Genomic DNA, 21,484 nt, shown 5'->3' on the forward strand with positions numbered 1-21,484 from the left:
GAGAAGGAGATATCCCGCATGATACGCCTCACCTGCGCTCTGGCCCTTTCCCTGTCCTTCATCCTGGCCCCCGCGTCACTCGCCCAGGAATGGGGCGCTCAATCCACCAGCGGCATTGGCGACATCCGCTCCACGGGCGGACAGTCCAACTTCACTTTCGATTCAGCTGGCGGAGCGGGTATCCCGATCGCCGACACCGAGCTCAATGACGCCGTCTCAACCGACTTCTCCGGCAACGGGCCGTGGGACCGCGGACTCGCTCGCGGCTTCACCGGACTGACCTTTGCCGGCAACCAGCCCAACCCGATGCGTTCGGAATCCACCCTGACCGGCAACCTATCCCAAGAGTTCAAGTTCGGGTCGTTCCCCGCAGGCGCGGTCGCCAGCAATGGCGTGTTTGTCTCCGACATCTTCCTCTACACCGGCAATCAGCCTGGCACGATCACGCTCAACTACAGCCTCGAAGGCACCCTCGTCGACTCGGGCGGCTTCTCCGGCATCGCCGACCCCCTCACCTTCATCCGCGCCCAGGTCGCCGTCTTCGCCGACACCCCGCAGTACCGCTTCCTCGATGACGTTCCGACGCTCACCCTCGAAGAGGGCGCCACCCTCAAACAGGACAGCCTCGGCAATGACGCATACGACCAAGACGCGCTGTTCATCAACAACGACACCGGAGGTGTGAAGGTCACACAAACCACCTCGTTGACCTTCGACGTGGTCCCCGGCGAAACCTTCTACGTCTGGCAGACGCTCCGCACCAGCGCCGCCTTCGGCACCCGCTCCGCCGACGCTTGGGGCACCCTCACCGGCTCGTTCGACCAGCCGGGACTTGTCACCTCCCTGAGCGCCCCCGAGCCGGCTTCCGCCGCCCTGCTGGCGCTGGGCGGGCTCCTCTCGCTCCGCCGTCGATGAGCACCACCCACATCCCGGTACCCCAAGGCCCGCTCTCGCGGGCCTTTTTCATGGCGCGAACCATGCGCACGCCCCCGTCACGCACCACGGTGGTGGCTCAATGCGGTAGTCTGATATCCATCAGCCAACCCCGCACGGAGCAACACCCTTGGCAAGCAAATCCACCCCCAAAGACGGTCTGGCAGACATCGGCCTCATCGGTCTCGCCGTCATGGGTCAGAACCTCATCCTCAACATGGCCGACCACGGCTACACCGTCGCGGTCTTTAACCGCACCACCTCCAAGGTCGATGACTTCATCGCCGAGGCCCGCGAAAAAGAGCCGTCGCACGCCCGGCTGATCGGCACCAAGACCATTGAGGCGTTCGTCTCGTCGATCCGCCGGCCGCGCAAGATCGTCCTGCTGGTTCAGGCTGGCAAAGCCACCGACGCCACCATCGACTCGGTCCTCCCCTACCTCGAGAAGGGCGACATCGTGATCGACGGCGGGAACGCCCTCTGGACCGACACCATCCGCCGGGAGAAAGACCTGTCCGCCAAAGGCCTGCACTTCATCGGCTCGGGCGTCTCGGGTGGCGAGACCGGCGCACGATTCGGCCCATCCCTTATGCCCGGCGGGTCCAAAGAAGCCTGGAAGCAGCTCGAGCCGATCTGGAAGGCCATCGCCGCGAAGGTCGATCGAAAGACCGGCAAGCCCATCGAGGTCAACACGCCCGGCAAGGTCGCCAGAGGTGGGGAGCCCTGCACCGTCCACGTCGGCGAAAATGGCGCGGGCCACTACGTCAAGATGGTCCACAATGGCATCGAGTACATCGATATGCAGCTCATCTGTGAGGCTTACATGCTGATGAAATCTCTGCTGGGCATGAAGCCCGACGCGATGAGCAAGGTCTTCGCCAAGTGGAACAAGGGCGATCTCGATTCGTTCCTGATCGAGATCACCGCCGACATCCTCCAGCAGAAAGACCCCAAGAACCCGCGCAAGTTCCTGGTTGACTGCGTTCTCGATACCGCAGGGCAAAAAGGCACCGGCAAGTGGACCGCCACCAACGCTCTTGACCTGGGCATCCCCGCCAACGCCATCGCCGAAGCCGTCTTCGCCCGATGCATCTCCGCCATCAAAGACGAGCGCATCGTCGCCAGCAAAGCCCTCAAGGGCCCCAAGGCACCCCGCCTGCCCATGAGCAAGGAGAAGGCCGTCAACGCCATCCGCGATGCGCTCTACTGCTCGAAGATCTGCGCCTACGCTCAGGGTTTCCAGCTCATGGCCGAAGCCGCCAACGAATACAACTGGAAACTCAACTTCGGCGCCATCGCCAAGATCTTCCGGGGCGGGTGCATCATCCGCGCCCGGTTCCTCCAGAAGATCACCGAGGCCTACGCCAAGGACCGCAAGCTCCAGAACCTCATGCTCGATCCCTACTTCAAGTCCGCCCTGCACAAGAGCCAGGCCAACTGGCGCTCGGTCGTCGCGATGGCGACCCACGCTGGCGTCCCGGTCCCCGCCTTCTCCTCGGCTCTGAGCTACTACGACGGCTACCGCACCGAAGTCCTCCCGGCGAACCTGCTCCAAGCCCAACGCGACTACTTTGGTGCCCACACTTTCGAGCGACTCGACGCCAAGCGCGGCGAGTTCTTTCACGTCGACTGGCCCGAGCCCGACCGGCCCATGAATAAAGTTTAATGATTTCTTGACATCCTGATTCGATGCGGTTAACTTGCTCTTTCGCCAGTGAGAAGGAGCACGCCATGATTGATGCCGCCGTCGCCATTGTGATCACCGAGATCATGTACAACCCCGCCTCGAACGAGAAACAGCCCGTCAAGGTCGAGTGGGTCGAGCTCTATAACCGCTCGGACCAACCCGTCGATCTCTCGGGCTGGAAGCTCGCCGATGAGGACGGCGAATCCGCACCGATCCCCGATAACGCCATTCTGCCCGGCGGGCAGGCTCTCGTCCTGATCCCCGATGCTCAGGACCCCAGAGCCTTCCGCTCCGCCTGGCCACAACGCCGAGGCGAGCAAACGTACCCCGTCCTCCAACTCGACGGCTGGCGCCGGGGCGGCTTCGGCGGGCTCTCCAACCAGCCCTCACCGACCAACGAGGTGCTCTCGCTCCGACGCCCCGACGACTCCATCGCCGACCTCGTGAACTTCGACGACACCGACCCCTGGCCCACCGACACCCCCGAAGGCCCCTCCATCTACCTCCTGCCCCACGCCATCGACCCCGACCTCAATGACGATGGTCACAACTGGGCACGCTCCGAACCCAGGACCCACCAGGCCCGAAACGCCATCAACCGTGCCGGCTACTCCGAACTCGACATCGGCTCCCCAGGCGTCGTCGAGATCGATCTGCCTGAGGACGCGCCCGAAGAGTGAGTCGTCCGTTAAACTTCGCCGATGAAATCCATCCTCACCCCCCTGCTGCTGACCCTCTCGCTCATCACCCCCGCCCACGCCTGGCACGCTGAGGGCCACATGGCCATCGCTCGCCTGGCCGTCGAATCTCTCCCCGAAGATGTCCCCGCCTTCTTCCGCGACAACGCCCAGGCCATCGCCGAAGGCTCGCTCGACCCCGACCTCTTCAAGAACCGACAGCTCCCTCATCTCACGCCCACCGAGGCGCCCGATCACTACTTCCACCTCGAAGAACTGCCCTCCCCCGAACTCCCTGAAACCCGGGAAGACTGGATCGCCTTCTGCAACGACAACAACATCGCCATCGACGACGCGGGCACCCTCCCATACGTCGTGATGGAGATGACCGAGCGCCTCACGCTGGCCTTTGCCGAAGTCCGCCGTCGGCCCGACTCCGAAGCCGTCAAGCAGCGGGCGATCACCTACGCGGGGCTGCTCGCCCACTACTCCGGCGACCTGTCCATGCCCCTGCACTGCACCGTCCACTACAACGGCCGCGCCAACCCCGACGGCTCCTCACCGCGCACCGGGATCCACGGCCGCATCGATTCTCTGCCGGGCAAGGTCAATCCCGCTCGCTTCACCGCCGAGCCCCTGCCCGCCCCCTATGTCGCCCAGAACCTGCCACTGATGATGGTCCGCGAGATGCGTGTCAGCAACAGTCACGTCGATCTCTCCTACGAACTCGACGACCGCATCCCGCCCATCGGCGTCACCCAACTCGACGACGAGCAGGTCATCGACTACACCATCGACCGTGTCCGACACGGCGCCCACGCCACCGCTTCCCTGTATCTCACCGCCTGGCGCAACTCCGAAGACCTCCGACTCCCCCGCTGGCTCAACAACGCCCTGCCCCCTCACGATCACCAGCACTAGTCGTGCCGCAGCGCGTCAATCGGGTCCTGCCGTGACGCCTTGACCGCCGGGTACAACCCGAACACGATTCCCACCACCGTCGCCACGCCAAAACTGACCAGGACCGACCAAAGCGTCACCACCGGCATCTCGAGCCCGTCCACCTGGGTGTGCAGCAGCGCCAGTACCCCCGCCAGCGACAACCCGACGCCCACGCCCAACACCCCACCCAGGCCCGACAGCGTCGTCGTCTCGACCAGAAACTGAGCCACGATGTGCCCGCGCGTCGCGCCCAGCGCCCGGCGGATCCCGATCTCCCGCGTGCGCTCGGTCACCGTCGCCAGCATGATGTTCATGATCCCGATCCCGCCGACCAGCAGGCTGATCGACGCGATCGCCACCATCAGCAGGTTAAACAGCCGCTGGGTCCGCTCGACCTGAGCCAGCAGCTCAAGCGGGACCACCATCGCCACGTCGTCCTTGCCCGCGTGCGACAGCTCAAGAATCCGCCGGACCCGATCCGCGATCGGCAGCACATCCTCCTGACGCTCCGCGACCAGAATCAACTCCTGCAACTCCACCTTCGTCGCCTCGAACGACCCCGACCGTCGCCGGATCAGCATGTCGCCGAACTGATTCTCCGCCGCCGGCAACGGGATATGCAGGTCGTAGTTCAGATTCCGCCCCACGTCTGACGTGATGTTTCCGCCCAGCACCCCCGTCTCCGCCAGCACACCGACCACCCGAAACGGCGCGTTGTCAATCGTAATCACGCCCTCCAGCGGGTCCGAGAGCGGGAACAACGCCTCCGCGACCTCCGCCCCCAACACCGCCACGCGACGCCCCTGGGTCATGTCCTCGGACTCGATATAACGACCCCGCGCCACCGTCAACGCCGTCACATCCAACAACTCTGGCGTCGTCCCGTAGACCTCCGCAGGTGCCCCGTAAATCCGCTGCATGACCCGATTCCCCACCCGCTTAAGCGGAACCAGCCGCTCGACCCCATCCACTGTCTCCCGGATCCGATTCAGGTCCGTCCGCAGGATCCCGTACGAAATCATCCGCTGATTCGCGTTCGCCGCGCCCAAATCCTCAGGCGGCTTGCGGCTCTGGAGAATGATGTTGCGTGCCCCCAGCTGAGCGATCTCCTCCAACGCCTTGACCTTCGACCCCTCGCCGATCGCCACCATCCCGATCACCGACGCGACCCCGAAAATGATCCCCAGCATCGTCAGCAGCGACCGCAGCTTGTGCAGCAGCAGATTGGTAAAGCCAAGCCGGAGCGTCTCGAGCAAAAACGTCATCAACAAAACCCGCCGTCAAAAACACAACACGAATCACGCCAGGTAAACATCCAGCATACAGCCCCCGCTCACCCCCCACAGGCCTCGCCACCACCCTCTGTCATGCGAAACTCCTCGATCTCATCAAACCGGATCAGGAACCCCTCCACGATGACACCCTCCGCCGTCACCTCCTCCACCGCGAAAAAGCACCGATCCGTCGTCCGCCTCACCGCCAGTGGCGGGTCATCACCCGCAAACACCGCCCCCCCAAGGCCACCATCCACAGGTTCCGGACCGTCGGACGCCATCATGCCGATACCCTTCACAAAGCCCACCCCGCACGATCCGTGCCCCCCTCGCTCATCATGCAGGGGGTTGAGGTGGGGGGTAAAGCGTAGGCGGAAACCATGCCCGAAGTCGAAATCGGCCCCGAAACCCAGTCCGACACCCGCTGGCACTACGACGTCACCGTCTTCGACCAGGGCAAGACCCACCGCTACGAGGTCTCGCTCTCCTTCGCCGACTACGACCTCTGGTCCCGCGGCTCCAAACCCCCCTCCAAAGTCGTCCACGCCGCCTTCACCTTCCTCCTCGAACGCGAGTCCCCCGCCGAGATCATGAGCAAGTTCGACTGCTCGGTCATCCGCCGGTACTTCCCGGAAGTCGATGAACACCTGCCCAAACTCATCTGATCACCACATCACTGCTCTCAACTCAACATCCCCGTTCACCCCGACAATCACTCGAACAACACGCCACCAAAACAAGGGTCTGAACGCCAGTTCCCTGGACAATCGAATCTCGCTCCACTCACCCTGAAGGAACAGAGCACCCCAAATCTGACCATCAACGTCCAATCGCTTAGTCCCACCTGGCGATAATTCCCCAACCCGATAGTGTCCACCGCCACATTGAATAACTAAATGTTCAACGGGCGTGCTCGATTGATTCTCAACAATCACCCAGCAGACGCCGTCCAACGCTATAGCTTCATCAACAATATTAGCGGCAACGACGAACGGAACGATCATCAATGAACACGCGCAGAACGCTTTAATCAACTGGACCCAACCTAGCCGGTCCCTTATCCAGAGAAGAAGAAGCCAGCAACCGAAGACCGGCATCGAACAGAAGAGAAAGAATGTAAGCAGGCAGATCAATAATCCTGCCATCTCAAGCCATGCCCAACCAGTGAACAGCCACACCACAAAAACAAAAAGCCCGGTAATCAAGACTCCGTAGCACACCCGAAACAATGTCAGCACCCGAGCACTAAAGCGATCCGCTGAGCCACCCACGCAACATCTCACCCCTCCACCCCCCGTACCACCCCCTCCACCATCCGCACCTCGCCCACCTCCTTCTCACTCCCCGCCCCGAGCTCCTCAAACCGCCGCGCCTGGGGCAGCACCTGGCGATCCACCGAACCCGCGAACTTGTTGTAGCAGTCCACCGTCGAGTCGATTGCCTTGCCCAGCCGCTGCAGGTGCGCCACCGCCGTCGCCACCCGCTTGTGCAGCTCCCGGCCGTGCTCCGCGATCTCCCGTGCACTCTCAGCGACCCGCTCCTCCCGCCAGCCCATCGCCACCACCTTCAGCAGCGCCATCAGCGTCCCGGGCGTCGCGATCACGATCCCCTTGCCCATCGCCTCCTCGATCAGCGTCGGACGACGCCGAAGCGCCGGCTCAAGAAACGCCTCGCTCGGGATAAACAGCACCACAAAGTCAGGCGAACGCTCAAAGTTCTGCTGATACCCCTTCGATGACAGGTTGTTGACCTGCGTCATGATCTGCGCCGCGTGTCGATCCAGCTGAACCTCCCGGGCCGCCTCATCCGACTCCTGCATCGCATCCAGATAGGCATCCAGAGGTGTCTTCGCGTCCACCACAATCCGCCGGCCCCCCGCCAGCGCCACCGCCATGTCCGGCCGCTGCTTGCCCACCTCCGGCTTGTCAAAACTCGGCTGCTCCGCGAAGTCGCAGTGATCGATCATCCCCGCCAACTCCGCCACCCGACGCAACTGAATCTCGCCCCAGCGCCCGCGCACCTCCGGCCGCCGAAGCGCCTTGACCAGATTCCCCGTCTCATCCTTGAGCTTGATCTGCGTCTCACCAAGACTCACCAGCTGCTGACGCAGCGCGTGATACGCAGCCTCCCGCTCCTTCTCCATCTTCGTCACCGACTCGCTCTGTTTCGCCAGCGCCTCCCGAATAGGCGTCACCAATCCCTCCACCGCCTTCCTGCGCTCCTCGATCTGATGCAGCCCCTCCTTCTGCTCCGTCTTGAGTCGTTGCCCGGCGACTTTGAGAAACTCATCCGTGCTCGACTTGAGTACATCCCCCGCCAGCGCCTTGAACACACGCTCCGACGCCTCCTGCGACTTGGCCAGCGCCTCCTCCAGCGCCTTCTTCTGCTCCACCAGCCGCTGCTCAAAACCCGCCACCTGCTCGCGCAGCCGTGCTTGCTCAACCTCCGCATCGCGCAACTCACGATCCAGGTCCCCCACCAGGTGCTTCTCGTGCTCCAGCGCGACCCGCCGCTCCTCCGCCACCCGTCTCTGCCGTTCGCGCCCCCGCCACAACACCCCGCACCCCAGACCCAGAACACCACACAAGACGCCAAGTCCAACCAATAGCGTTGTCATCATCCCCCCATCATAAACACAACAGACCCCCGCCCTCTCCGGTTCCCCTCTCGCCGCTGTCTCCAATCAACTCGTCAGCGGCCGACTGCTGCGGCTACGCCTTGAGGTCCACATGCTGATACACCGGCCGCTCGCCCTTGGTTTCGCTCGCCACCTTCTCGACCGCCTCCACCCGCTCCTCCGGCTTCGCGTGGCCCTTCACAGGCGGGGTGTCCAGCACCTCCGCCGTCGTCCCCGCACCGTGCTCATCATCCTTGACCCCGCGCGCCGCCGCATCCTTCTCGACCGCGTCATCCGCAATCCGCTGCGACGACGACAACTCCAACTGGTCCGCCGCCGTCTGCCCGCCTCGTGAATCCCGGACCCGCTTGTCCCGATCCCGCGCGACATCCCGAGAGGTCTCCGAGCTCTGCAACGCGGACGAGGCCAAGCCTTGCTGGATAATGTTCATGGTCGCACTCCAGTAAGAGGGCAGGAACACCCGCTCCTACACCCCATATCGGCAAGATCGGCGTTCACCACCACTTTAAGCCCCACCATCAACCCCACTAAGGCCATGCATAACAGGCTTTTATAGGATTTTACCGCGATTCAGAATGGCCCCTAACCCACAAGCGAGCGCCGCTCGCTTAGGCATCCTCAACGCGCTCGATCAGCCAGTACTCCAGTTCCAGGGGCGTCGAACGACCAAAAATCGTCACGATCACCTTCACCTTGCCCTGGTCCGGCATCAACTCGTCCACCGTCCCCTCCATGTTCTCGAACGGACCATCCACAATCTTGATGTGGTCGCCCTTCGCGAACTCCATCTTCACCTGCGGCTGCTCCTCCGCCGGCTTCGACGCCATCAGCATCTTCTCGATCTCCGGCTCCGACATAGGCGACGGACGACCCGCCGTCCCAATGAAATCTCCCACCCCCGTCGTCTCCTTGATCAGGAAAAACACGTCCTGAGGGATCCGGCCATCGTCCTCCAGCGCCATCTCGACAAAGACATATCCGGGATACAGCTTCTTCTCGATCACGCGCTGCTTCCCGCCCTTGATCGTCTTCTCCTTCTCCGTCGGAACCAGAATCCGGTTCACCAGGTTCGTCAGGTCCTCGATCTTGATCTTGCGCAGCAGCGTCTGACGCACCGAGTCCTCTTTGTTCGACGCCACCCGCAGCACAAACCAGTTCATCCCCGGCATCACCAACGGCTCATCCGCAGGAATCCCGCCCTCCGCAATCGGCGAATCCACCGGGGCCGTCGTCTCTGTCCGCGTCATCTCGTCTGACATCATTCATCTCCGTCCCGCATCCCAGCGGGCGCGTCTCTAAAAATCAACCCAACTCACGAACTCTGAAGAACACCGATCTCCTGGAATAACCAGGAAAACGCCACGTCCGCCGACAACAGGAACGCCGCAAAAATCAGCGTCCCCGAGATCACCACGATTGTCGAGCCCACAATCTCTCGACGAGATGGCCAGTTCACCTTCTTCATCTCCGCCTCGGTTGCGATCATGAACTCAGCCACTGCGGGCTTATTGAAAATCCAGTAGAGCAGCGTCCCAAAAATCATCACCGCTGCAAAGGCCATCCCCGCCTGCCAAAACACCCGCGTGTCCGACGGGATCCCCGACATCTTGCCCCACACCCACGCGATCCCGCACAACACCAGCGTCCCCGCACCGATCGCGCTAAGCAGCCGCGTGTAGTAACCCTGACCCGGCTTGTACAACGAAAATGCCATCGACCAAAGCTCCGTTCAGCAGCCTGCCAAAAACAGGCGACGTTCCATGCTACAGCGTCCCGGGCAACGGCCCGACCTGACTCCCCGATAGCGTCAGACTGCACCTCTACACCATAAACCACCCCCGTCCCCAAGTCCACCCCCGCCAGACCCTCTCACAACCCCAAAACACCTACACATGAAGCCATCAACCCCCAAATCACCTTAGCCCTTGACAGGGCACCCCCCCCACGCCGATACTGTTGACTCTGGTTCGATGCGACACGCGGCCACGCGATCTGCATCTTTACCGTACCGGGCGTGTGCCCGGCGGTCGTCCGTTCAGCAGGTTTGCGGGTACTCTCGTGCATTCGACATCAAAGCGTCAGAACGAAGCTCCCGGCAGCTGCATCACTTTTGGAGCTTCGAGATGAAGATCTACGTTGGCAACATGTCCTTCCGCACCACAGAGCAAGGCCTCGAAGGCCTGTTCTCTAACTACGGCCAGGTCGATGAAGTCGCTGTCATCACCGACCGCGAAACCGGACGCCCCCGCGGCTTCGCTTTCGTGACCATGGGCAGCGACGAAGAAGGCCGCGAGGCCATCGAAGCCCTCAACGGCACCGAGTTCGAAGGCCGTACCCTCACCGTCAATGAAGCCCGTCCTCGCGCCGAGCGTCCCGCCGGCGGCGGTGGCGGTGGCTTCGGCGGCGGCCGTGGTGGCGGTCGTGGCGGCGGCGGCGGTGGCCGTGGTGGCTACGGCGGCGGCGGTGGCGGCGGCGGCGACCGCTGGTAAACCAGCTCGCTAACACCCCACATCCAGAACACATCACCGGCACGCCCCTCAGGGCGTGCCGGTTTTCGTTAACCCGCTATGACATCAGATAAAAAGCACGCCCGGCAGCTCAGAGCGACCGGGCGTGCTGTCATGCAGTGACACCATCTTGGCACAAAAAACCAGCCAGTAAACTGATCTAGACCCGCGGGCCTTTACCTCGAACCAAACCCAGAATCAGACTGACCAAAAACAGTATCAGGAACAGCACAAACAGGATCTGCGCGATCGATGCCGCCCCAGAAGCAATCCCTCCAAACCCAAAAACCGCGGCAATGATCGCAACCACGAAAAAAGTCAATGCCCAGCCAAGCATAAATTCTCCTTTCAGGAATAATCACCACCCGTATCACACGTGCTCAACCCGAGCACTCAGTCACTGAATCTCACGCTTAACCTCACGAACTGCATCCTTCACCTCGTCAGCAGCGTCATCCGCCGCATCCTCGATGTTGTCGCCCGTCTCCTCCATATCCTCACCCGCCCCCTCCATCATGTTGCATCCCGTCAACGCACCCGCAACCGGAAACGCCAAACCAAAGCCCAGAAGCAACCCCAAATACCGACGCTTAGACTTAATCATGCTGGTCACCTTTGTAAAAAGAGTTTAACAAACAACCTACCTTGACTGGATACCAAACTTGACTTGAATACACTAGAAAATTCCCGCACATCATCAATGACTAAAAAAAACGCCACACTCAACAGAGTGTGGCGTCAATCAAAAAAAGCGGGTGATGAGATTCGAACTCACGACATTCACGTTGGCAACGTGACGCTCTACCACTGAGCTACACCCGCAAACAACCGACGTTCCAGCCGGGCCAAGTAAGGTACCAGCCACCCCCACCGATGCAAGCCCCAACCAACCTGAACCCAGTTTCTTCACGAGATAGGGTTGTCCCGTATTGACTGGGCAATCCAGGCAACTACCCTGCACTCGCCTCTGGTGCGAGACGGTTCGGTTCCCCGAAAACGTCTCCTGAAAAGGGAAGCGAGGTGAGTCACGGCCCTTCAGACCGTGACAACTCCTCCGCGGACGCGCCGCCGTAATGGGCTCCTACTCCACAAGGGATAGGTAGGTTCGACCCACACGCCACTGCTCTCGCCCGCAACGGGCCCGAGTGGGAAGGCGGGCCGAACCACAGCCCTGAGCCGGAAGACCTGCCCGAGGCTTGGGCTTCTGTCCTCGCGAACAGGACGGCCCGGGCCACGCGCCGTCTCGTTCTCCCGACGATTCAGCCCAACACCCGGACCACGCGAGGACCCCTCTTCCACCCTCGGGAGTCGGCCTGCGCGATGGCCGGAAAGGTCCCCATGACGCACCCACGGTGCCACCGTTCGGCCGTCGCCTGCGCGATCGCCTTCTCCGCCCTCTTCACCCCCAACCCAGCCCTCGCCGGCCCCTTCTCCGCCCCCTCCAATGACCCCGCTCACCCCATCGATCCCCCCATATCAAGCACCGACCCCCGCATCACCGCCTGGAACGGCTCACTCGCCGACTACTCGCCCTCCCCAGGCGTCAACCCAACTTTCAACGACCCCATCACTGGCTTCGCCTCCCTCGGCGACCTCTACGACCCCAACAACCCGCCCCCTACCGGCGAAATACCACCGTTCTCAGGGATCGAAACACCCTTCTCAGGCGACATCAACGACACCACCGACCCCTACGGCTTCACCGGCATCGACAACCCCGGCTCCGCCACCATCCAACTCGCCCACCCCATCGTCGATGGCCCCGGCTTCGATCTCGCCGTCTTTGAAAACGGCTTCACCACCTCCGCCAACCAGCTCTTCGCCGAACTCGCCTTCGTCGAAGTCTCATCCGATGGCACCACCTTCGCACGCTTCCCCTCCACCTCACTCAACACCCCGGCTGATCTCATCGGCTTCGGCGCCTTCACGACCCTCGACACCACCAACGTCCACAACCTCGCCGGCAAACACGCCTCAGGATGGGGCACCCCCTTCGACCTCGCCCAACTCATCGATCACCCCGCTGTCACCACCGGCAACGTCAACCTCCAAGCGATCACTCACCTCCGCCTCATCGATATCCCCGGCACAGGCTTCTTCACCGACACCCACGGCAACACCATCCTCGACGCACACCCAACCCTCGGCTCCGCAGGCTTCGACCTCTCCTTCAACAACGCCGGCGTCGCCCTCCTCACACCACCCAACGCACTCCCTGGCGATATCAACAACGACAGCACCATCACACCCGACGATATCGACACCCTCACCGACAACTTCGGCAACCCCGACTTCGACCTCACCGGCGACCGCCTCGCCAATCAAGATGACCTCCACCGACTCGTCACCGACCTCCTCAACACACACTTCGGCGACACTAATCTCGACCACGCCGTCGACCTCATCGACCTCTCCACCCTCGCCGCTAACTTCGGCGTCGACTTCATCCAACCACCCGGCTGGGGACTGGGTGACTTCAACGCTGACCACACCATCGACCTCATCGACCTCTCCACCCTCGCCGCCAACTTCGGCAACACCACCACCTCCATCCCCGCCCCCTCATCCCTGACACTGACCCTCCTCGGCTGCCGAGCCCTGCTCCGACGCCAACAACAACAACAAAACCCGCCAAAAAACCAAAAACTACGAGCCCCAGGCGCAAGCCTGGGGTCAGGTAACCCACAACCAACCCACGACCACAAACCAACCCCAACAAACACATACCCCCTCACCCCCGCCCTCATCGCCCTCGCCCTCACCACACCCGCCCTCGCCACCACGACCATCACCTTCGACGACCTCACCCCTCCCGGACCCGACTACTTCACCGGCGCCGGATTCAACACACAAAACACAGACTTCACAGGCGGCATCTTCGCCGGCTGGACCTTCTCCAACACCAACAACACCGCCGACGCCTCCTTCAACAACCAATACGCCGCCTTCACCGGCACCGACCTCTCTGGCGACGGCAACTACGCCATCGCCTTCGGCAACGGCTCCTACATCAACCTCCCGCCAGGCCGTTCACCCGAATCTGCCTACATCACCAACACCACCTACACCGCCCTCACCATCCGCGACGGCAACCCGTTCTCAAAACCCTTCGGCGGCCTCACCGGCGACGACCCCGACCGCTTCACCATCACCCTCACCGCCTACACACAACCCAACGGCCAGGGCGACACCATCGGCACACCCGTCGAAGTCGTCCTCGCCGACTACACCTTCGCCGACAACAACCTCGACTTCATCCTCAACACCTGGCTTGAAGTCGATCTGACCCCGCTCGCTTTGGAAAACGTGGGTGGGGGCTCCATCGGACTCTCCTTCTTCTCCACCGACACCGGCACCTTCGGCATCAACACCCCCACCTACATCGCCCTCGACAACCTCACCCTCATCCCCACACCCGCCTCCGCCACCCTCCTCACCCTCGCCCTCACCGCCCTCACCCGACGGACCTCACGATGACACCACAACACCACCACCAACCAACACCACGAGCCCCGGGCGGAAGCCCGGGGGCCTCTCTCACCAATACATCTCGAGGGTTCACGCTCATCGAACTCCTCGTCGTCATCTCCATCACCGCCACCCTCATCGCCATCACCCTCCCCGCTCTCGGCACCGCACGCCACACCACCAAAGCCATCGTTTGCGCCTCCAACCTCCGACAACTCACCCTCGCTAACCTCGCCTACGCTCACGACCACAACCAACACCTCGTCCCCGGTGCCCCCAACATCCTCCAGAACCTCAGGCGATGGCACGGCGAACGAGACACCCTCGACCAACCCTTCGACCACACACGCTCGCCCCTGCTCCCCTACTTCCAGGTCCCCGCCATCAAAGAATGCCCCACCTTCGACACCCCACGCCCAGGCTTCGAAGCAGGCAACGGCGGCTACGGCTACAACCAACGCTTCCTCGGAACCGACAACCCCGACAACCTCCGCTCCGAATCCTCCGCCAGACTCCATCACGCCAAAGACCCCACCAACACCCTCCACTTCGCCGACACAGCCTTCTCCACCGATGGCGTCGAACTCATCGAATACTCCTTCGCCGAACCCCCCTCCCACGGACCCGGCTTCCCCGCCTCCCCCTCCATCCACTTCCGACACCACCACACCACCAACGCCGCCTGGCTCGACGGACACCAAAGCACCCAAACCCTCAGCTTCACCCGAGCCTCCATCTACGGCGTCTCCCAAACCACCAACCAACAACTCCACCTCGGCTGGTTCGGCCCCGACAACAACACCCTCTTCGACCTCGAATAATCAGCTGCTACGTGCACACCCCACACCAAGGGCCAAGTCGGGCGACCACCAACCCACTCCTGTGCCCCGATCACCGCGCAGCGTGGCTCGGGAACCACAAGCCTCCAACCCACCACCCCCGCCTCTCCACCCCCTAAACTCCACACATGCCGAACCGCACCCCGCCACGTACCGACCCCCTGCACACACTCCGCCCCCAAATCTGCATCGACCGTTGCATCTGCGCCGGCATCCCCTTCACCGAACTCCTCGCCCTCGCCAAAGCCAAAAGCCTCACCGCCGATGACCTCGCCCAACAAACCGGCGCGTCCGCCGGCTGCGGCATGTGCCGCCCCTACCTCGAAACCGCCCTCAACACCGGCGAAACCACCTTCACCCAACTCATGACCACGGCGCGAAAAACAAAAAACTAATATTACCTAGACCGAGTTATTTGAGAGTCTTGCAGCCATGCCTGAAGATCCGAAAGACCCAGAACGAGCCGAACTTCTACTTAACCACCTTGCTAAACCCGAATGGGTATCTCTTGTTAATGAGAAGTATCTAGAAGTCATGCACGACGCATGGTTCTTGTATGAGTTTGATGATGAAGAAGTGGATCCAGACCTCGTCCGTACTTTCTATGGAAACTGGTTTAACTCGATCCATAGCAGCTTAAGTCTCAATGAGTTGGAACGGATGCTCAGTATTCATATCGAAAAGTTCCCATCGCCTTGTGTAGCTATCACCGGCGAGTTAGTTGAAGCCTTCACCGCGTACTTTGAAAGATACCGCGACATAGACCAGGTAGAAGGCGATTACAAACGATTTCTTGATCATGTAAACAGCCGAATGCTAAGAGAACATGATCTGAAAATTAAGGTCTGTAGAGTCACAGATTTACCTTCAAAAGATATGTATCAAACTGATATAGGAACGCGAATGCTCTCTCTAGGTCGCGATTCAGTCTTAGGTGAGTTGGATACATCTGATCTGGGTAAATCAAACACATTGACAGATGAATCCATAAGACTCGACGGATTAGTTTTCTGGTCGCAAGATGATCTAGAACTACGTTGCGACCACATCGAAAGCATACGACGAGTACGCAGTACAACGAGGTCAGGTGATGAATCAGATAATGAGAAGCCCTACGGCGATCTGGTAGTAAGCCTGACAGGAAGAATGACCGAAAAGGCTTCCGAGAACATTTGTTCAGACCTGCTTCCATTGCTTCGATGTGCGATGCGTTGTGCAGCACTTGTTAGCCACGGTTCAGATTATCGTACCGACTTACCCTTATCGATCAAGCTCAGCTGCTTAATAGAGCATAAGCAATTTATTGCAAAATGTATGAAGTTCGCTTATGTAAGTAAAAGTGGTAAAGGGACATTGTCTCGTAGACTCGGAAATGCTGTACGTCTGCTCGCGGAATCTGATAGCCAACAGAATGTTGCTGTCTCGCTTGGCTTGGCAGTCACTGCGATCGATGCTCTTCTAGGTCAGAAAGGCGACAGTGCTACAAAAGTGTTGGCTGAACGCGTAGCTGTTCTAATGGAACCCAAGTTGGAAATGAGGACTTCTGCCGAGCGGTTTGTAGAGAAAATTTATGATAAAAGGTCGGATGTCCTACATGGCCGAGATGTTCAGGGCTCAGATAAGGATTATCAGAAGTCGCGGCTTCTCGCTTCAGGCATTCTTTACTCTGTTTGGTTTAGAAGTGACACGCTTGCCAAGATGGCAGTAGATCATGATACTCCCGAAGATCTTGTTAAAGACTTAAGAAATCTTAAATACACCGAAGGTCAGCCAACTGGAGTACTTCCGATCCCGCAAGTGCAACAACTCTGGAGAGAGAGTAACAAGCCATCCGCTAGTTAGTTAATCTGGGTTCACCCACATGTCTCTTCATCGCTGGCTGTTGCCGCGTCTTGGTTCCAACAGCCCCAGACCCCATCTCCCCACAACCCCGCCCCAATCCCCCTCAGCCCCGATCGTGCGCACAATCAACCGCATTCCGGGGGCCATCGGTCACGTTTGATTGACGAGTCCTGCGCATAAACCCCATGAATCAGCCCGTTTAAAGCCTTTCCACTAGCCCCCAGGACCCCCCTGTGGTCTAATAAAGAACACTTTTGCCTCACGCACGCACCTGGAGAGGGAGCACCATGCGCACATCACACCCATTCCACACCCGATCGCTCATCGCCGCCCTGCCCCTGCTGGCCCTCGCCGTCGCGGCCCCAGCAGACGATTTCCAGTGGACCGGCGCCGCAGGGAACTCCAACTGGAACGACGCTAACAACTGGATTAATCTCGACTTAGGCAGCATCGTCTCCGGGTTTCCCACCCTCACAGACACCGCCACCATCCCCGCCAACGCCACCGCCGGGGGCGGGCAGACCGGCGGGCTCACCATCAACCCCGCCATCACCTTCACCCTCTCCCTCGACGACCTCACCCTCACCAACACCCTCACCAACAACGGCACCTTCACCTTCCAGAACTCCGGCTTCTCCAACGCGGAAGTCCTTTCACTGGAAGGAGTTGTGACCTTCACCGGCGGCGGGACCCTCGAACTCAGTAGCGGCGACACCCGCATCAACGCCGCCAGCCCCGGCAGCTCCCTCATCAACTCAGGCCACACCCTCCGCGCCACCGCCTTCAACTCCGGCAGCATCAACCTCGATATCAACAACACCGGCGGGTTCATCGAAGTCCCGGATGGGTCAAGACTTACCATCAACGGAACCGTCACCGGCGGGACCATCGACAACGGTCCCAACGGCTACCTCCGAGGCGGACTCCTCGCCGACATCACCAACGCCGGCACCCTCGTCGTCACCACCGACGACCGCCGCGTCGCCGGAACCCTCAACAACCCCGGCACCATCACCTACGAAAACTCCGGCTTCTCCAACGCAGAAGTCCTGTTCCTGGAAGGACCTGTGAGCCTCACCGGCGGCGGCTCGGTCAACATGAGCAACTTCGAGGCCCGCATCGACGCAGGCCTCCCCGGCTCCACCCTCCACAACGTCAACAACACCATCGCCGGCCAGGGCGTCATCTCCGTCGAGGTCGAGAACGACAGCGTTATCCGCGCCGAGGGCGGCCGACTCCAGCTCGCCGCCACCGACAACACCCAGGGAATCGTCGAGATCGCAGCAGGCGCGCGCCTCAGCCTCACCGGACCGCTCACCGGCGGAACCCTCTCCGCTCAGCCCGGCAGCACCCTAGACGGTAACGGCCTGGTCGATGTCGACCTCCTCGGCACCGTCACCATCCACCGCGACGACCTCGTCGTCACCGGCTCCCTCACCAACCCCGGGCTCATCACCTACGAGAGCAGCGGGTTCTCCAACGCCGAGCAGCTGGGCCTCGACGGTACCGTCACCCTCGATGGCGGCGGCGTCATCGAGCTGAACTCCGGCGACGCCCGCATCGACCAGATCAACCCCGGCGGCGGCGACCTGATCAACGTCGATAACACCCTCCGCGCTACTGCGGGCAACTCCGGTCAGATCAACGTCAACGTCCAGAACGCCGGAACCATCGAAGTCGTGCCCGGCGCCACCCTGACCCTCGGCGGAGAGGTCACCGGCGGCCTCATCGACATCGCCCCCGGCGCGATCATTAACGGCGGGCTCCTCCGCGACATCACCAACGTCGATACCCTCACCGTCTCGATCAGCGACCGCCCGGTCGCCGGCACGATCAACAACCTAAACACCATCACCTTCGAAAACAGCGGGTTCGCCAACAACGAAGCCCTGCTCCTCAACGATCAAGTCACCCTCACCGGCGGCGGCGAGGTCATTATGACCAGCAACGACGCCCTCATCGCCCAGCAGACCGGCACCGGCGGGCTCATCAACGCCAACAACACCCTCCGCGGGCACGGCACCATCAGCGTTCCGGTCGTCAACAACCACCTGATCCGCGCCGAGGGCGGGCGCCTGAACCTCGCCGAAACCCAGAACACTGCCGGTGACGTGGAGATCGCCGCCGGCGCTCGATTGCACCTCACTGGCCCGCTCACCGGTGGCTCGCTGCACGCCGAGGCCGGCAGCTTCATCCAGGGCAACGGCCTGCACGATGTGGACCTCTCCGGCACCGCGACCATCACCATCGACGACCTGGTCGTCAAGGGCACGCTGACCAACACCGGCACCATCACCTACGAGAACAACGGATTCTCCAACGGCGAGATACTCTTTCTCGACGGCCCGGTCACCCTCGACGGCGGCGGCGAGATCGTCATGAACTCCGCCGACGCCCGCATCGATCACGTCGGCGGGACCACCGGGGGGCTCAACAACGTCGACAACACCATCCGTGTCATCGGCCCCGGCAACTCCGGCACCATCAGCGTCGATGTCACCAACGCCGGCACGTTTGAGATCGAGTCGAACTCAACCCTCAACCTCGGCGGAACCGTCGAAGGGGGCACGTTCGATATCGATGGCGGTGGACGGGTTCTTGGCGGGCTCCTCAAGGACATCACCCTCAACGGCGTGATGACCGTCACGATCAATGACCGACGCGTCGCCGGCACACTCCACAACACTGGCGAGATCACCTTCGAGAACAGCGGGTTCAGCAACCCAGAAATCCTTCTGCTCGACGGCCCGGTGGAGATCTTGGGTGGCGGGGATCTCGATATGAACAACTTTGAAGCCAGGATCGGCGAAGTCCGAGGCAGCGGCGGGGTGCTGACCAATACCCACAACACGATCCGTGGGCAGGGCTTTCTTGATATACCGGTCATCAACAACGATTCGATTCAGGCTGTTGGCGGCAGACTCACCGCTCAGCAGGATCTGACATCCCTGGGTGGGGGCTCGGTCTTCATCGCTGCGGGTTCGGAGTTTGAGTTCAATGGCTCCCTGATGCAGCAGCGATCCCTCAGGTTGCAGGACCCGACCGCTGTGTTTGATTTCAACGGCGATCGGCTTGAGGTCGGCACGATCGACGGCGGCTACCTGCACGACCAAGGAACGCTGGCGATTCGGCGGTTCGGCTCGGGACGAGGTGGCAGCGGGCCCCAGATCTCGGGCGACTACAACCAGCTCAATACCACGGTGAACCTCGAGTTCCTGATGAACGGCAACGAGTATCGTGACATCGTCGTGATCGGCGATGTCACGCTGGCTGGAACATTGAGCCTGGTGGGCCTCGACTTCACCGCCATCGGTGGCGAGGTCTATCCGCTGATGACGATCGACGGGACGCTAACAGGCGCCTTCCTCGGTCTGGACGAGGGTGCCTTCGTCGATAACATCGGCGGGGCGGACCTGTTCATCACCTACCTGTCCGGCGACGGCAATGACATCGCGTTGTTCGCCATCCCCGAGCCCACGGCGGCGGTGCTGCTGGGGCTGAGCGCTCTGGTCGTTCGCCGTCGGGCGACCTGATCAGGACGCAGGCAGATGGCTAGCGAAAAACCGGTGCCAGTTCCCCGCGAAGAGCCGGTTGATGGCCTCATCGCTCCAGCCTCGGGTTTCGAGCAGGGCGCCGAGTTTCGGCAACTCGGCGTAGCGATCAATCCCCGTTGGCGTGTATTCGAGACCGAACCCGCCATCCATGTCAGTGCCTAACGCAACGTGGCGATCCGAGCCGGTGAGCTGGGCGATGTGGTCCAGGTGATCGGCGGCATGCTCGATCGAGCAGTGCTCGCGCGGGGTCTCGGGTGCAAAATCAGATACGAGGTAGGGGCCGTGCAGCGGTAGGCCGATCACGCCCCCGCGCTGCGCGATGGTCTTGATGACCTCATCGGGAAGATTCCGCTGGCACTCGGGGACCAGGGCGCGAGCCCCGCAGTGGCTGGCGTAGATGGCCCCGCCAAAACGATCGATCGCCTCATACAGCGACGTGTCCGACAGGTGCGTCAGGTCGAGGGGCATCCCCAGCGCCTCGATCTCGGGCAGCAGCCGACGGCCTTCCGCTGTCAGCGGGCCATCGACATCGTTGGGGTGATGGTTGTAAGGCTCCGACGGGGTGCCGTGGGCGTGAGTCGAGCGACCGAAGTGCGCGAGCATCAGGGTGCGTACACCCTGGGCGTGCCAGCGGTGCAGGTCATCGAGGTCGCGAACCGGGTCGGTGCCCTCGAAGGTCAGGAGGATGGGCAGCGGCTGGTCATCGGTGAGCGGGGTGGGCGTGTCGAGGGCGGGCAGGTCTCGGGTGGTCGTGATGATGCGCAGGATGTTTCGATCTTCGAGGCAGCGGGTGTAGTCGAGCTGCGCCGCCGCCATGGCGTGGGCACCGTCCTGATCGGGGAAGTCGAGCGACCCGACAGCCTGGCCGGAGCGCGACCGCCAGGGACGAGCCCGGGCAATCAGGGTGGTGACGACAAGGATCGCCCCCGCAGCCCGGAGATCGGGGAGGGAGACCGTGGCGGTGTCGAAGGGCCGGTTGGGGCCGCGCGGTAAATCCGCCTCGGCGGCCCGGATCGCTTCAAGGGGCTGCGTGATGGCCCGGCGGATGCCCAGGGCGTTGAGTGCGAGGTCGAGATGTCCGTCGATGAGGGGCCGCAAGTCGTTTCCTCAAAGTATGTTCCTG

General features: G+C 61.7%; 21 protein-coding genes, 1 tRNA gene and 1 riboswitch. Of the genes, 11 read left to right on the plus strand and 11 right to left on the minus strand.

Going from position 1 to position 21,484, the window contains the following annotated elements:
- Window positions 1–18 precede the first annotated feature (18 nt).
- The 4 genes from RIG82_02410 to RIG82_02425 all read left to right on the plus strand — a co-directional run bounded on the left by RIG82_02410 (window position 19) and on the right by RIG82_02425 (window position 4,218).
- The gene (locus tag RIG82_02410) at window positions 19–915 is read left to right on the plus strand and encodes a PEP-CTERM sorting domain-containing protein (GenBank protein ID MEQ9459794.1); all 897 of its coding nucleotides are present in this window, start codon (window positions 19–21) and stop codon (window positions 913–915) included.
- Window positions 916–1,063: 148 nt separating this feature from the next.
- Window positions 1,064–2,599 (plus strand): decarboxylating NADP(+)-dependent phosphogluconate dehydrogenase, encoded by a 1,536-nt coding sequence (gnd, locus tag RIG82_02415; protein MEQ9459795.1) that lies wholly within the window; start codon window positions 1,064–1,066, stop codon window positions 2,597–2,599.
- A 65-nt stretch (window positions 2,600–2,664) separates the two neighbouring features.
- Window positions 2,665–3,300 carry a lamin tail domain-containing protein gene (locus RIG82_02420; protein ID MEQ9459796.1) on the plus strand — a complete coding sequence of 212 codons (636 nt, stop codon included), beginning with the start codon at window positions 2,665–2,667 and terminating at the stop codon, window positions 3,298–3,300.
- A gap of 21 nt (window positions 3,301–3,321) precedes the next feature.
- Window positions 3,322–4,218 carry a hypothetical protein gene (locus tag RIG82_02425; GenBank protein MEQ9459797.1) on the plus strand — a complete coding sequence of 299 codons (897 nt, stop codon included), beginning with the start codon at window positions 3,322–3,324 and terminating at the stop codon, window positions 4,216–4,218.
- Here RIG82_02425 and RIG82_02430 read toward each other — a convergent pair.
- Both RIG82_02430 and RIG82_02435 read right to left on the minus strand, forming a co-directional pair.
- Window positions 4,215–5,504, minus strand: a complete 1,290-nt coding sequence (locus tag RIG82_02430) for an ABC transporter permease (GenBank protein ID MEQ9459798.1) — start codon at window positions 5,502–5,504, stop codon at window positions 4,215–4,217. The genes RIG82_02425 and RIG82_02430 overlap by 4 nt on opposite strands.
- 68 nt (window positions 5,505–5,572) lie before the next feature.
- Window positions 5,573–5,797, minus strand: coding sequence for a hypothetical protein (locus RIG82_02435; GenBank protein MEQ9459799.1), 225 nt, complete (start codon window positions 5,795–5,797; stop codon window positions 5,573–5,575).
- A 96-nt stretch (window positions 5,798–5,893) separates the two neighbouring features.
- Here RIG82_02435 and RIG82_02440 point away from each other — a divergent pair, with 96 nt between their 5' ends.
- On the plus strand, window positions 5,894–6,178 hold the full coding sequence (locus RIG82_02440) for a hypothetical protein (protein ID MEQ9459800.1): 285 nt from the start codon (window positions 5,894–5,896) through the stop codon (window positions 6,176–6,178).
- Here the strand turns inward: RIG82_02440 and RIG82_02445 are convergent, their stop codons facing one another.
- The 5 genes from RIG82_02445 to secE form a co-directional block, all read right to left on the minus strand.
- Window positions 6,179–6,751 (minus strand): hypothetical protein, encoded by a 573-nt coding sequence (locus tag RIG82_02445; GenBank protein ID MEQ9459801.1) that lies wholly within the window; start codon window positions 6,749–6,751, stop codon window positions 6,179–6,181.
- Between the two features lie 41 nt (window positions 6,752–6,792).
- Window positions 6,793–8,133 carry a DNA recombination protein RmuC gene (rmuC, locus tag RIG82_02450; GenBank protein MEQ9459802.1) on the minus strand — a complete coding sequence of 447 codons (1,341 nt, stop codon included), beginning with the start codon at window positions 8,131–8,133 and terminating at the stop codon, window positions 6,793–6,795.
- 91 nt (window positions 8,134–8,224) lie between these two features.
- A complete protein-coding gene (locus tag RIG82_02455) occupies window positions 8,225–8,581 on the minus strand; it encodes a hypothetical protein (protein ID MEQ9459803.1) in 357 nt (118 codons plus the stop codon).
- Window positions 8,582–8,759: 178 nt separating this feature from the next.
- Window positions 8,760–9,410: a transcription termination/antitermination protein NusG gene (gene nusG, locus RIG82_02460; protein MEQ9459804.1), complete on the minus strand. Its 651-nt coding sequence runs from the start codon at window positions 9,408–9,410 to the stop codon at window positions 8,760–8,762.
- Window positions 9,411–9,463: 53 nt separating this feature from the next.
- Window positions 9,464–9,865, minus strand: coding sequence for a preprotein translocase subunit SecE (secE, locus tag RIG82_02465; GenBank protein ID MEQ9459805.1), 402 nt, complete (start codon window positions 9,863–9,865; stop codon window positions 9,464–9,466).
- A gap of 409 nt (window positions 9,866–10,274) precedes the next feature.
- Between secE and RIG82_02470 the strand changes: the two genes are divergently transcribed.
- Window positions 10,275–10,640, plus strand: a complete 366-nt coding sequence (locus RIG82_02470) for an RNA-binding protein (protein MEQ9459806.1) — start codon at window positions 10,275–10,277, stop codon at window positions 10,638–10,640.
- Window positions 10,641–10,818: 178 nt separating this feature from the next.
- Here the strand turns inward: RIG82_02470 and RIG82_02475 are convergent, their stop codons facing one another.
- From RIG82_02475 to RIG82_02485, 3 genes are all read right to left on the minus strand, one after another.
- Window positions 10,819–10,995 carry a DUF1328 domain-containing protein gene (locus RIG82_02475; GenBank protein ID MEQ9459807.1) on the minus strand — a complete coding sequence of 59 codons (177 nt, stop codon included), beginning with the start codon at window positions 10,993–10,995 and terminating at the stop codon, window positions 10,819–10,821.
- A 60-nt stretch (window positions 10,996–11,055) separates the two neighbouring features.
- Window positions 11,056–11,262, minus strand: coding sequence for a hypothetical protein (locus RIG82_02480; GenBank protein MEQ9459808.1), 207 nt, complete (start codon window positions 11,260–11,262; stop codon window positions 11,056–11,058).
- 146 nt (window positions 11,263–11,408) lie between these two features.
- Window positions 11,409–11,480 (minus strand) — tRNA-Gly (locus tag RIG82_02485).
- Window positions 11,481–11,624: 144 nt separating this feature from the next.
- A riboswitch (cobalamin riboswitch) is annotated at window positions 11,625–11,866 on the plus strand.
- Window positions 11,867–11,996: 130 nt separating this feature from the next.
- Here RIG82_02485 and RIG82_02490 point away from each other — a divergent pair.
- From RIG82_02490 to RIG82_02510, 5 genes are all read left to right on the plus strand, one after another.
- The gene (locus RIG82_02490) at window positions 11,997–14,135 is read left to right on the plus strand and encodes a DUF4465 domain-containing protein (protein ID MEQ9459809.1); all 2,139 of its coding nucleotides are present in this window, start codon (window positions 11,997–11,999) and stop codon (window positions 14,133–14,135) included.
- Complete coding sequence (locus tag RIG82_02495) at window positions 14,132–14,947, plus strand: type II secretion system protein (protein MEQ9459810.1); 816 nt, start codon at window positions 14,132–14,134, stop codon at window positions 14,945–14,947. Before RIG82_02490 ends, RIG82_02495 begins: the two co-directional genes overlap by 4 nt.
- A gap of 146 nt (window positions 14,948–15,093) precedes the next feature.
- Complete coding sequence (locus RIG82_02500) at window positions 15,094–15,360, plus strand: (2Fe-2S)-binding protein (GenBank protein ID MEQ9459811.1); 267 nt, start codon at window positions 15,094–15,096, stop codon at window positions 15,358–15,360.
- Window positions 15,361–15,397: 37 nt separating this feature from the next.
- Window positions 15,398–16,807: a hypothetical protein gene (locus RIG82_02505; GenBank protein MEQ9459812.1), complete on the plus strand. Its 1,410-nt coding sequence runs from the start codon at window positions 15,398–15,400 to the stop codon at window positions 16,805–16,807.
- A gap of 287 nt (window positions 16,808–17,094) precedes the next feature.
- Window positions 17,095–20,340 (plus strand): hypothetical protein, encoded by a 3,246-nt coding sequence (locus RIG82_02510; GenBank protein ID MEQ9459813.1) that lies wholly within the window; start codon window positions 17,095–17,097, stop codon window positions 20,338–20,340.
- On the opposite strand, the gene RIG82_02515 is transcribed toward RIG82_02510, so the two are convergent.
- The gene (locus RIG82_02515) at window positions 20,341–21,459 is read right to left on the minus strand and encodes a membrane dipeptidase (protein MEQ9459814.1); all 1,119 of its coding nucleotides are present in this window, start codon (window positions 21,457–21,459) and stop codon (window positions 20,341–20,343) included.
- Between the last annotated feature and the right edge of the window lie 25 nt (window positions 21,460–21,484).

The sequence above is a fragment of the Phycisphaeraceae bacterium genome, assembly GCA_040222855.1.
Classification (GTDB): domain Bacteria; phylum Planctomycetota; class Phycisphaerae; order Phycisphaerales; family Phycisphaeraceae; genus Mucisphaera.

Coding starts and splice junctions, on each gene's coding strand:
- RIG82_02500 (MEQ9459811.1), top strand. CDS start 15,094: ATGCCGAACCGCACCCCGCCACGTACCGACCCCCTGCACACACTCCGC.
- RIG82_02470 (MEQ9459806.1), top strand. CDS start 10,275: ATGAAGATCTACGTTGGCAACATGTCCTTCCGCACCACAGAGCAAGGC.
- RIG82_02440 (MEQ9459800.1), top strand. CDS start 5,894: ATGCCCGAAGTCGAAATCGGCCCCGAAACCCAGTCCGACACCCGCTGG.
- RIG82_02410 (MEQ9459794.1), top strand. CDS start 19: ATGATACGCCTCACCTGCGCTCTGGCCCTTTCCCTGTCCTTCATCCTG.
- nusG (MEQ9459804.1), bottom strand. CDS start 9,410: ATGTCAGACGAGATGACGCGGACAGAGACGACGGCCCCGGTGGATTCG.
- RIG82_02510 (MEQ9459813.1), top strand. CDS start 17,095: ATGCGCACATCACACCCATTCCACACCCGATCGCTCATCGCCGCCCTG.
- RIG82_02430 (MEQ9459798.1), bottom strand. CDS start 5,504: ATGACGTTTTTGCTCGAGACGCTCCGGCTTGGCTTTACCAATCTGCTG.
- RIG82_02455 (MEQ9459803.1), bottom strand. CDS start 8,581: ATGAACATTATCCAGCAAGGCTTGGCCTCGTCCGCGTTGCAGAGCTCG.
- RIG82_02495 (MEQ9459810.1), top strand. CDS start 14,132: ATGACACCACAACACCACCACCAACCAACACCACGAGCCCCGGGCGGA.
- rmuC (MEQ9459802.1), bottom strand. CDS start 8,133: ATGATGACAACGCTATTGGTTGGACTTGGCGTCTTGTGTGGTGTTCTG.
- RIG82_02425 (MEQ9459797.1), top strand. CDS start 3,322: ATGAAATCCATCCTCACCCCCCTGCTGCTGACCCTCTCGCTCATCACC.
- RIG82_02475 (MEQ9459807.1), bottom strand. CDS start 10,995: ATGCTTGGCTGGGCATTGACTTTTTTCGTGGTTGCGATCATTGCCGCG.
- RIG82_02420 (MEQ9459796.1), top strand. CDS start 2,665: ATGATTGATGCCGCCGTCGCCATTGTGATCACCGAGATCATGTACAAC.
- RIG82_02435 (MEQ9459799.1), bottom strand. CDS start 5,797: ATGATGGCGTCCGACGGTCCGGAACCTGTGGATGGTGGCCTTGGGGGG.
- RIG82_02490 (MEQ9459809.1), top strand. CDS start 11,997: ATGACGCACCCACGGTGCCACCGTTCGGCCGTCGCCTGCGCGATCGCC.
- RIG82_02505 (MEQ9459812.1), top strand. CDS start 15,398: ATGCCTGAAGATCCGAAAGACCCAGAACGAGCCGAACTTCTACTTAAC.
- secE (MEQ9459805.1), bottom strand. CDS start 9,865: ATGGCATTTTCGTTGTACAAGCCGGGTCAGGGTTACTACACGCGGCTG.
- RIG82_02480 (MEQ9459808.1), bottom strand. CDS start 11,262: ATGATTAAGTCTAAGCGTCGGTATTTGGGGTTGCTTCTGGGCTTTGGT.